A 10,417-nucleotide genomic window follows, 5' to 3' on the forward strand; every position below is an offset into this window, starting at 1 on the left:
TGCGCGATGGATAAGGTTCTGCGCCGATATTATCAATTGAAGCAGAAGAGCAAGGAGATCGAACAAGAGCTCGCGGAGCTGCGGGAGAGCATTGTCGCTTACTGCGCGGAGCATGAGCTGAGCGAGGTGGCGGCCGGCGGCTATCGGGCGAAGCTCGTGCGGCAGGAGCGCAAGGAGTTCGACGGGGCCAAGCTGTACGAGGCGCTTCCGGACCCGGAGGTGTGGCGGCTGCTCTCGAAGCCCGATCCGTCGAAGATCGGCGGCCTCGTCAAGCTGAACGTCATTACGGAGGATTCGATCAAGGATACGTTCACCGTTCAGCCGGTAACGCTCGTGCAGGTGGAGAAGAAGTAGCGGGAACATCGGCGTGCGACAGGAGCTTAGGATGACGAATGGGGGGGAAAAAGGTCCGCGCGCGGCGGACCTTCTCGCTATTCGGCCAACTTAACGGATTCGAGGCTGCCGTTCGTCTGGAAGTCGGAGGTGTAGGCGACGGTCGTCGTCGCGAGCAGCTTCTCTCCTTGGGGGCTTGTAATCGTCACGGTCGGAGCGGAGGAGTAGCCGGAGCCGGGATTCTCGATCTCGATCCCGGTCACTTGGCCGTCCTTGACCGTCGTCGTCAGCACGGCGGGCGTTCTCGCCCAAACCTCGCCTTTGGAAGCCATGTACCGATAGTAGTTGGACACCTCGTCCAAGCGGTCGTTCGTTATTCCGTAAGGGGCGAGAACCTTCAGGAGCACCGCCTTGTTCGCTTGCTCGCGCTCGGTGGTCGGGGCGCCGTCCTTGGCGGGACTTACGCCGCTGAAGGCCTCGCGGAACGTCTCCGTCGGCACGCCGAGCGCGGAAGCGATCAGCACGACCGGACGGCCATTGTCGACGGGATCGGTGTCGTACCCCCCGGCGATTGTGATCGTGTAGCCGTTCTTGTCCGTATAGCTGGCTGTTGCGGCGGCGGAAGAGGCGGAAGCTGCGGAAGCGGGAGCGCGGCCTTGCCCCGCGGGGGCTTTCTTGGCGGCGGCAGGCTGTGCGCTCGCTGCTGCGGCAGGCTGCTTATTCGTCGCCGAGGCCGGAGCGTCGCAGGCTAACGCGAGGGGAACGGCGATCGATCCGGCAGCCAACAGGCCGATAACAGTGAACCATACTTTTCTTTTGATCATAGGGGTGAATCTCCTTTCGAATGGGGGAGGATGAGAAGCTAGCTTTAGAATAGGGGCCGATTGTGTCGGGAATGCGTCCAAACTCCGGTTTGTTTTGGAGCTTTGTCCCCTACCTCGCTTGTCCTCGCTCTCTCGAAATCTCCTCCTCCAACCGTCTCTTCGGAGCGTCGCTGTGCGGATTCCACCGCTAACCCTCTCGCTTCGCTTCTCCGCAGCAGGCTTTTCGTAGCTGCAGCGCGGTGTTTTATGCGGTTTTTCGCATTCATTCGGCTTGAATTGGGGGCGATCGAGGTATTTTATGCGGTTTTTCGCATATATCCAGCGTTTCGAGCCGGAGTTTCCTCTATGAGTGTGAAATTTCGCATAAAATCGTCCAACCTGCCTGTTATGGAGCCGCGCCAATGTGATTTTTCGCATAAAATTCGGTATTCATCGACTTCGGGGGCGGGTTCGCCGACCGGCACTACTGGACTTGCGCCTTGGCTGGCAAGCGGGAGTCCGGCCATGCGGGAAGAAGGAGCCGGAACGTCGTTCCTTGGGGCGAGCTGCTGTGCAGAAGCAGTTGTCCGTCCATCGCCGAGGCCAGCATCCGGCCGTAAGTGAGGCCCAGTCCGAGCCCGGAGGAGACAAGCTTCTTGTTCTCGCCCCGATAATACCGCTCGAAAATATGCGGCTGCTCCGCCTCCGCGATGCCGGGTCCGTTGTCCTCGATGCTGACGATATAAGGGAGACCCGGGCCGGCCGGCTCCGAGAGCGCGACGACGATGGTGCCGTTCCCCTCGAACGCTTGCTTGCTGTTGTTGAGCAGATTCACGAGAATCTGCTGGATGCGGGCCGCGTCGCCCGCCGCGATCCGGGAGCGCTCGCCTTCCGGAATCTGAACATGCAGCGAGATCCGGTCCTCCTGGTCGAGAAGCCCCCACTGGTAGACGATCTCCGGGAGCAGCTTGCCCAGATCGATCGGCTCCCGATCGACGTGCGGCTTGCCGGAAGCGAACGAGTTGAAGTCGAGCAGGTCGTCGATCATCCGCTGCAGCTTGCGCGTGTTCTCGAGGGAGATGTCGAGGAATTCCGCCGCTTCGCGCCCCGTCACCACTTCGTCCCGGACGGCGGCGATCAATCCCCGGATGGAAGCGACAGGGGTCTTCAAATCATGGGTGACGCCCGCCAGCAGTTGTGTCCGCAGCTCCTCCAGAACGCCCAGGCGCGCCGCCATCGACCGGAACGAGACGAGAAGCTCGTGAACCTCCCGCTCCTTGACATCGGCCGGAACGGCAACGTCGTAGTCCCCGGCTTCGACTTGGTTCAGCGCATCCGCCAGCCTCGCGATCGGCTTCCTTAAATTCCGGGACAGCAGGTAGATGATCAACCAGCCGAGCAGACCGGAGCTCAGCAGCAGGGAAGCGATAAGGACGTAATTCTGTTCCACGCGCGCCAGTTCCGCGTTGGAGTAGGCGACGACAACCGATCCGATCCTCCTGTCGCCGGCGATGACCGGTGCAGTCAGCACGTAATAGCCGTCCGCCGACGCTGCCCGGAGACGGTCTGCGGACCGCGCCGGGTCCGAGAGGCTCGCCGCGGCGGGAACGGACTCGCCCCCGGGACCGCTCTTGGCGTACAGGACCGTCCCCTCGTTATCGTAGACGGACAAGGCGAATTGCCCGGGAATTCGGTAAAGCCGCTGCCTCGTATCGATCCACTCGTAGAAGTCGTCGGGGATCGCCGGAATTACTCTTTGGGCCGCAGCCAGGGAGAATTCCTTCAGCGCCTCCTTGCGCCCGTGCACCGTCTCCGCGCGAATCCAGGCGACGGTGGCGAGTCCGATCAGGAGCAAGCCGAGAAACAGCGTCAGAACATACCGGAACGACCAGAGAAGCAGCAACGTTCGGCGTCTAGGAGCGCGTATTGGCATAAAGCTGATACCCCATCCCTCTGAGCGTGCGAATCTCTCCTTCTTCCGCGGGCCAATGCAGCAGCAGCTTGCGCAATCGCTTGACGGCAAGGTCGACGGCCCGGTCGCTGCCATCGTAATCGATGCCCCATACTCTCTCGATCAGGTGCTCCCGCTCGAAGATCCGGTTCGGGTGCTCTGCGAGAAACAGAAGCAGGGACAGGTCCCGCGGCATAATCGTCAAGCTCGCCCCATTCAGGTACACGCTGCGGGATTTAAAGTCGATTCGCACGCTGCCGAAGGTGACCTGGTCGGAACCGACGAGCGATTGGGCCGGCCTGCGAAGCACCGCTTGAATGCGGGCGACGACCTCGCCCGGCTCGAAGGGCTTGGTCATATAGTCGTCCGCTCCATCGTTGAGGCCCTGAATCCGGTCCCCGACATCGCCCTTGGAGGTCAGCATGATGACGGGGCAGGAGCTCCGCTGCCGCAGGCGGCGCAGCACCTCCCAGCCGTTCATTCCCGGCAGCATCACGTCCAGAAGCACCAGAGCCGGCCGCGCCGACTCGAATGCTTCCAGCGCCTCGGTGCCATTGGCGCAGATGCGGCTGTCGTACCCCGCTTTGCGGACATAAGCCGCCAGAACCCGCGATATTGCGTCCTCGTCCTCGATGATCAGAATCGTCCCTTTATGCCCGCTGAGGCTATTCCCATCGTGCTTATTCCCAGCTTCCATCGTTCGATCCGCTCCGTTCCGCCCGGCTGTTCTCTCTCGAATAAATTATACGATCGCGGGCTTCGATTCGCCAGATGCCGGAATGGCTTCCGCCGACAGTCTATCGTCCGATTGTGTCCGGCGGATGTCGAAGAAGCAGCAAACTCTATTAAGTTATAGAAGGCGCAGCCGCAGGACAAAATTGATATAATGGCACTAGCCGATAAAATTTTGAGAGAATGAATGGGAGTTCGAACCGATATGAGCAAAAGGAAATCTTCTCGACTTGCGCTGTCCACAGAGGAAATCCGCGTCATCCTGAGAGCGGCGGACGATTTGATCGGGGAAGGCGGCCGCACGCTGCTGACCAAGGTGCTTCGCGGCTCGAAGGAGGAGAACCTGCTGAAGCTGGAGCTGGACCGCAATCCGTCCTACGGCTTCTACGCCGGCGTCCCTTACGAGGAAGTGTTGGAGAAGGTCGATTGGATGCTGGACAACGGCTACCTGGAGACGCAGATGAACGGCAAGCTGCCGACGATCATTTTCTCCCGCTATGGCTGGATGATCGAGAGGGAACGTTACGCCGAAGAGCTCCTGCGAGAATGGGAGAGCTGGGCGGACAACGGCGTTACCCCGGCCAGCATGGAGTATTTGAAGGACCGCAACCGGGGAACGGCGTTTCTTCTCCTGTACAAGGTGCTCTGCACGGGCGACCCGAGGTACATTCCGTTCCTGGAGCGCTGGGCAAGCGTCGACTATCAGAAAGTCAAAGCCGAGATTCGCAAGGCGATCGAAGCGATTGAGGCGCGAAGCGGGATGGACGACGAGGCATGGGAGCGGCTGAAGGGCGAGAGCTTGGAACGTCTGCTCGTTCCTTCCAAGCGGCCGCTTGTTCTTAGCTGCGAACGGTGCGAGGATCTGTTCCTGATGAACGAGAGAGACCCCGGCCTGTACGGCAGGGACGGCTTCTTCTTCCCCAAGCAATGCGCACGTTGCGCAGCGGAGAGCAAGCAGGCCAGCGGCAAATCGAATTGACAAAAGGAGAGAGCGGCGAATGAAGCTGTTGCACACGGCGGATTGGCACCTCGGCAAGCTGGTGCAGAACGTGTATATGACAGAGGACCAGGCTTACGTCCTGGAGCAGCTCTTGCGCGATATCGAGACGGAGAAGCCGGATGCGGTCATCATCGCCGGAGATCTGTACGACCGGGCGGTGCCGCCGACCGAGGCGGTTCAACTGCTGGACCGGACGCTGAAGCGGATCGTCATCGACCTGCAGACGCCGGTGCTCGCCGTCTCCGGCAATCATGACAGCCCGAGCCGCCTGAACTTCGGGAGCGGCATCATGAAGGCGGCGGGGCTGCACATCGTCGGCGAGCTGGACACGGAATTCGCGCCGGTGACGCTGCGAGACGAGTTCGGCCCGGTGAACGTCTATCTCGTTCCGTTCGCGGACCCGGCCGTTGTTCGCCTGGCGCTCGGGGACGACAATATTCGTACATACGACGATGCGGCGAAGGCTGTCGTGGAGAGGATCAAGCCGAGTCTTAAGCCGGGCGCGCGCAATGTGTTCGTCGGCCATGCCTTCGTGACGAAGGGCGGGCAGGCCGAGCCGAATACGAGCGATTCGGAGCGGCCGCTGGCGATCGGCGGGGCGGAGCATGTGAGCTCGACACACTTCTCCTGCTTCCATTATACGGCGCTTGGGCACTTGCATCAGGCGCATCATGTCGGAGACGAGACGGTCCGCTACTCCGGCTCGCCGCTGAAGTATTCGATCTCGGAGGAGAATCACCGCAAGGGATATCTGATGGTCGAGCTGGACGCGGAAGGAAGGGCAACGGTTGAGAAAAAACTGCTGGAGCCAAGGCGCGACATGAGGACGGTAGAAGGGGTTATTGCGGACATCGAGCGGCAGGAACGCAGCGATGATTACGTGTACGTCCGGCTGCTGGACGAGCTTCCGGTCCTCTCGCCGATGGAACGGGTGCGCGCCGTCTATCCGAATGCGATGCACGCGACTCAGCCGTCGGTGCTGCGGCACCTCGGCGGGCAAACGGATATGGCGGCGGACGGGGGCAAGGCGGGAATGGATAAACTGTCGCTTTTTCGCAGCTTCTATAAGGAGGTCAGGGGAGCCGAAGCGTCCGAGGAGACGGAGGGGCTGTTCCTGGACGTGCTGCGCGAGATCGACCGGGAGGAGGGGGAACGTCATGAAGCCCATCAAGCTGACGATGACGGCATTCGGGCCGTATAAGGACAAGGAGACGATCGACTTCGCGGAGCTCGGCGGGCACCGCCTGTTCCTCGTGTCCGGCAACACCGGAGCCGGCAAAACATCGATCTTCGACGCGATCTGCTTCGCGCTGTACGGAGAAGCGAACGGGGAGGACCGCAGCGATTCGCGCAGTCTGCGAAGCCAGTTCGCCCCCGATGACACGCATACCGCCGTCGAATTCGAGTTCGAGCTGAAGGGGCGCACGTACCGCATTCTTCGGCAATTGTCCCATGTGAAGACGGGCAACAAGAACGCGACGGGAGAACGCTACGAGTTCGTGGAGACGACGGACGGCCGGGAGACGATGATGGTCGACCGCTACATGGTGCGGGCGATCAACGAACGGCTGCAGACGCTGATCGGCCTGACGAAGGACCAGTTCAGCCAGATCGTTATGCTGCCCCAGGGCGAGTTCCGCAAGCTGCTTACTTCGGATACGGAAAATAAAGAGGAGATTATGCGGCGCATCTTCCGGACGCATCTGTTCAAATATGTGGCCGAGGCGCTGAACGAGAAGCGCAGGAGCGCCCAGAACGTCGTCGAGCTCGTCCGCCGCGACCTGGACATGCATATGGTGAATCTGAGGCTCGCGCTTGAGGAGCGGGAGGAGTCGGAGCTGCATCGCGTTCTCGCCGAGGAGCATTACAACGCCCATCAGGTGCTGGAGGCGCTTGAGGGCGAGATTGCTCACTACGCGAAGGAGGGCGAAGCGCTCGAAGCTCGCCTGGGCGAGGAGACGAAGCGGCAGAAGGAGCGGCTGGAGCATCTGCATCTGGCGTCGGCGCTGAACGCGCAGTTCGACGAGCTGGACCGGAAGCGGCGGGAGCGGGACGCACTGGAGCTGCGGCTGCCGGAGGAGGCGGCACGGCGCGAACGGCTGGCGTTGGCGGAGAAGACGCTGCCGCTGCAGGTGCAGGAGAAGCACGTCGCGGCGGCGCTTGCGGATGCGGAGGCGAAGCGGGCGCGGCAGCGCGAGGCGGAAGCCGCGCGGCTCGCGGCGGAGGAAGAGTACCGCCGGCGGGACGAGGCTTATCGGCTCGAGGAGAGCCGGGGCGTCCGCCGGGAACAGCTCGTTCGCGAGCTCGAAGGGCTGAACCGGGATCTGCCGGTCGTTCGCTCGCTTGACGCTCGCCGGGCGAGGGTGGAGCGGATGGAACGCGAAGCGGGCAAGGCGGAGGCGGAGCTGCGGGCGCTGGAGGCGGCGGCAAGCGCTCGTCAGGAGGAGCGGAAGCGGCTGGCGGAGCGGCTTCGCGGCTTGGACGAGAGCCTGCTGGCGCTGCCCGCGAAGAGCGAGCGGCTGGACAAGCTGCGCTCGGACGCGAGGCTGCTGAAGGAGCTCGGGCAGCTTGCGGGCGAGCGGGACAAGGCCGCCGCCGAAGAGCGGAGCCGGCGGGAGCAGGCGGAAGCCGCCGAGCGGGAATACGCCGCGCTCGAGGCGGCGTGGCTTGAAGGGCAGGCCGGCTGGCTCGCGGCGCATCTGCACGACGGGCAGCCGTGCCCGGTGTGCGGCAGCGCGGCGCACCCGCGCAAGGCAGCGGTGTCGGAGGAGACGCCGACGCGCGAGCGGCTCGAGGAGACGGGCCGCCGTAGAGCGAGCTTGACGGCGACGTACGAAGCGGCGAAGGCGAAGCGTGAGCTGCTGGCGGCGCAGCTTGAGCCGAAGGCGCGCGAGGCGGCCGAGCTTGGCTTCGCGAGCGGGGACGGTGCCGGAGGGGGCGGCGGTGACGGTGTCGGCGGAGACAGCGTTGAAGGCGGCCGAGGCGGGGACGGTGTCAGCGGAGACAGCGTTGAAGGCGGCCGAGGCGGTGAGGATGTCAGCGGAGACAGCGGTAAAGGCAACCGAGACGGTCAAGAAAGCGGAGAAAACGAAAGCGGGCTCGCGGGGACGGCGATTTGGGAGCGGCAATACGCCGTCGTCGTGGAAGCGGGCAAGGGTGTGAGCGCCGAGGTGACGCGGCTGAAGGAGGATCAGGCGGCTGCGGCCGAGCTGCGACCGCAGCTCGAGAAGGCGGAGCGACTGCTCGAGGCCGAGCAACGCGAGAAGGAGAGCAAGGCGGCGGAGCAGCAGCGGCTCCGGAGCGCGTGCGCGACGGAGAAGGCGCTGTACGAGCAGGAGCTCGGCCGCGTGGCGGAGGAGCTGCGCTCGCTGCCGCTGCTTGAGGCGCGGCTGGCGGAGCGGGAGGCGGAGAAGGCGAGGCTGGAAGCGGCGTGGCGCGAGGCGCAGGAGCGGTTCCAGCAGGCGCGGGAGCGTCAGGCGGCCGCGGTTGCGGCTCTTGCGGGAGCGGAGGCGCAGTTGGCGGAGGCGCGCGAGCGCTATGCGCAGGCGAGCGCCGAGTTCGCCGCCGGACTGCGGGCTGCGGGCTTCGAGACGGAGGAGCGCTATCGGCTCGCGAAGCTGGAGGAGGCGGAGCGCGAGCGGCTGAAGCGGGAGCTGGAGCGATTCGACGCCGAGCTGGCGTCGGCGCGCCGGCAGGCGCAGGAGCTGGAGGAGCGGCTAGCGGGCAAGGAGCGGGCCGATCTGGACGCGCTGCGAGCGGCGAGCGACGAGCTGGAGCGGCAGGTCGAGCGGACGCGCCAGACGCTGGCGCGGGTGCGGGATTACGAGGCCAAGGCGCTGGCCGGCAAGGAGCAGATCGCCCGGGCGGAGCGGGCCCTTCGCGACGCGGAGGCGGAGTTCGGGCTCGTGAAGGACCTGTACGATGTCGTCCGCGGCGAGAATGCGCTCAAGATCTCGTTCGAGCGGTATCTGCTCATCGAGTTCCTCGATCGTATTCTGCATGCGGCGAACCTGCGCCTGACGACGATCTCCGGCGGGCAGTTCTACCTGGCCCGCAGCGACCGGCGCGAGAAGCACGGCAAGCAGAGCGGTCTCGGTCTGGACGTGTTCGACAACTACACGGGCCAATATCGCGATGTGAAGACGCTGTCCGGCGGCGAGAAGTTCAACGCCTCGCTCTGCCTCGCGCTCGGCATGGCCGACGTCATCCAGACGTACGAGGGCGGCATCTCGCTCGAGACGATGTTCATCGACGAAGGATTCGGCTCGCTTGACGAAGATTCTCTGAACAAGGCGATCGAGACGCTTGTCGAGCTGCAGATGACCGGGCGGCTGATCGGCATCATCTCGCACGTGCAGGAGCTGAAGCAGGCGATTCCGGCTGTGCTCGAGGTGAAGAAGTCGGCGGAAGGACACAGCTATACGAGCTTCCGAGTGAGCTGACGGCGAGGGCTCGTAAGCAGCGCCAGAGCAGCATCGGAACAACACCATAACAACGATGTCGGGAGTTACTACCCGTCTCCTGCTAGGGGCCACTAATTGTATGCGATTTTTCGCATAAAAGTGGTCGTTTGAGGCGGCCGGCAGGCGATTGTATACGGTTTTTCACATAAAAGTGGTCGTTTGAGGCGGTTGGTGGGCGATTGTATGCGGTTTTTCGCATAAAAGTGGTCGTTTGAGGCGGTTGGCGGCGATTGTATGCGGTTTTTCACATAATGAGTAGCGAATTATCTGAAGTCGAGCAGAAAAAATAGCTCCTTGCAAGCAGGAGCTACGACTTTAGATAATTCGTTTGGACGAAACCGCGGTGGGCTACGCACGTTGCTACGCTATGGGGAATCAAATCGGTACGCTCCCTCCTCGCAAGCCGCAAAAGCGGAAGGAGTGCGCCCGCGGGGAGGCGTGCGTCCCGGGAATGTAAGGTTTAAAAAGAATGTAGGTACACCTCCCCCCTCCCCACTGAAGCGGCTGGTTCGCATTTATGCAGTTTGTTCCGCGGGGGAGGCTCGACTCATATGACCGACTCTGCAACAAGGGCAGCAGGCAAAGTCTTGGCCCAGTATCTGCTGCAAGAGCTCGAGCGTCGTACGTTTCGGTTGCGGAAGTGCCGGTACAGGTGTGCGTGTGAGCTTCTTGCAAAGCTTCAATCGAGTCGCTTTGCCACGTGGACTCAGGAAGCCGTAATGCCGAATTCGTGTGAATCCTGGAGGCAGGACGTGAATCAGGAAACGGCGAATAAACTCATCCGCAGTAACGGTCATCTCTTTTGGCTTATTGTCGTCCTTGTAATCCCGCCATTTGAAGGTGACATGGTCTTCTTCCAGCTTCATCATGCGAGCGTTCGAGATGGCCACGCGGTGGGTGTATCTTCCCAGATACTCGACGACACAACCCGCATTCTTGAAAGGCGGCTTGCTGTATACGACCCATTCCTTCCGGTACAACGTAGTGAGCAGCCGCTGGAACGATGCGGGATGCTGCAGATCTGCCGTGGTACCGAAGAATTGGAGCTCGGCTTGCTTGAGATAGGCCAGGAACTTGCCTCTGAACTTTCTGGAGAGCACCTTCACCGGGATAAAGAACTTCTTCTTGGAAGGGA

The 10,417-nt window shown here is 62.5% G+C and carries 8 protein-coding genes; 4 read left to right on the forward strand and 4 right to left on the reverse strand.

What is annotated here, in order from left to right; translation table 11 throughout:
- Positions 1 to 6 precede the first annotated feature (6 nt).
- Positions 7 to 354, forward strand: coding sequence for a hypothetical protein (locus E6C55_RS11660; RefSeq protein ID WP_136369960.1), 348 nt, complete (start codon positions 7 to 9; stop codon positions 352 to 354).
- Positions 355 to 431: 77 nt separating this feature from the next.
- Here E6C55_RS11660 and E6C55_RS11665 read toward each other — a convergent pair whose 3' ends face one another.
- The 3 genes from E6C55_RS11665 to E6C55_RS11675 form a co-directional block, all read right to left on the reverse strand.
- On the reverse strand, positions 432 to 1,157 hold the full coding sequence (locus E6C55_RS11665) for a hypothetical protein (RefSeq protein WP_136369961.1): 726 nt from the start codon (positions 1,155 to 1,157) through the stop codon (positions 432 to 434).
- A gap of 463 nt (positions 1,158 to 1,620) precedes the next feature.
- Positions 1,621 to 3,069, reverse strand: a complete 1,449-nt coding sequence (locus E6C55_RS11670; protein WP_136369962.1) for a HAMP domain-containing sensor histidine kinase — start codon at positions 3,067 to 3,069, stop codon at positions 1,621 to 1,623.
- Positions 3,050 to 3,784 (reverse strand): response regulator transcription factor, encoded by a 735-nt coding sequence (locus tag E6C55_RS11675; RefSeq protein WP_136369963.1) that lies wholly within the window; start codon positions 3,782 to 3,784, stop codon positions 3,050 to 3,052. Before E6C55_RS11675 ends, E6C55_RS11670 begins: the two co-directional genes overlap by 20 nt.
- A 240-nt stretch (positions 3,785 to 4,024) precedes the next feature.
- Between E6C55_RS11675 and E6C55_RS11680 the strand changes: the two genes are divergently transcribed.
- The 3 genes from E6C55_RS11680 to E6C55_RS35070 are packed head-to-tail and all read left to right on the forward strand — an operon-like array spanning position 4,025 to position 9,261.
- Positions 4,025 to 4,798, forward strand: coding sequence for an RQC-minor-1 family DNA-binding protein (locus E6C55_RS11680; protein WP_211093565.1), 774 nt, complete (start codon positions 4,025 to 4,027; stop codon positions 4,796 to 4,798).
- Positions 4,799 to 4,817: 19 nt separating this feature from the next.
- Positions 4,818 to 6,020 (forward strand): exonuclease SbcCD subunit D, encoded by a 1,203-nt coding sequence (locus E6C55_RS11685; RefSeq protein WP_136369965.1) that lies wholly within the window; start codon positions 4,818 to 4,820, stop codon positions 6,018 to 6,020.
- The gene (locus tag E6C55_RS35070) at positions 5,977 to 9,261 is read left to right on the forward strand and encodes an AAA family ATPase (protein WP_136369966.1); all 3,285 of its coding nucleotides are present in this window, start codon (positions 5,977 to 5,979) and stop codon (positions 9,259 to 9,261) included. The genes E6C55_RS11685 and E6C55_RS35070 overlap by 44 nt, the downstream gene beginning before the upstream one ends.
- 536 nt (positions 9,262 to 9,797) lie before the next feature.
- On the opposite strand, the gene E6C55_RS11695 is transcribed toward E6C55_RS35070, so the two are convergent.
- Positions 9,798 to 10,417: IS91 family transposase (locus E6C55_RS11695; protein ID WP_211093566.1), on the reverse strand; the 620-nt coding region annotated here is incomplete at its 5' end.

It is taken from the genome of Cohnella fermenti, from assembly GCF_004801405.1.
Taxonomy (GTDB): Bacteria; Bacillota; Bacilli; order Paenibacillales; family Paenibacillaceae; genus Cohnella; species Cohnella fermenti.

What these genes read in the sequence shown, in the direction of transcription:
- E6C55_RS11660 (WP_136369960.1), top strand. Translation starts at nt 7, where the DNA reads ATGGATAAGGTTCTGCGCCGATATTATCAATTGAAGCAGAAGAGCAAG.
- E6C55_RS11665 (WP_136369961.1), bottom strand. Translation starts at nt 1,157, where the DNA reads ATGATCAAAAGAAAAGTATGGTTCACTGTTATCGGCCTGTTGGCTGCC.
- E6C55_RS11670 (WP_136369962.1), bottom strand. Translation starts at nt 3,069, where the DNA reads ATGCCAATACGCGCTCCTAGACGCCGAACGTTGCTGCTTCTCTGGTCG.
- E6C55_RS11675 (WP_136369963.1), bottom strand. Translation starts at nt 3,784, where the DNA reads ATGGAAGCTGGGAATAAGCACGATGGGAATAGCCTCAGCGGGCATAAA.
- E6C55_RS11680 (WP_211093565.1), top strand. Translation starts at nt 4,025, where the DNA reads ATGAGCAAAAGGAAATCTTCTCGACTTGCGCTGTCCACAGAGGAAATC.
- E6C55_RS11685 (WP_136369965.1), top strand. Translation starts at nt 4,818, where the DNA reads ATGAAGCTGTTGCACACGGCGGATTGGCACCTCGGCAAGCTGGTGCAG.
- E6C55_RS35070 (WP_136369966.1), top strand. Translation starts at nt 5,977, where the DNA reads ATGAAGCCCATCAAGCTGACGATGACGGCATTCGGGCCGTATAAGGAC.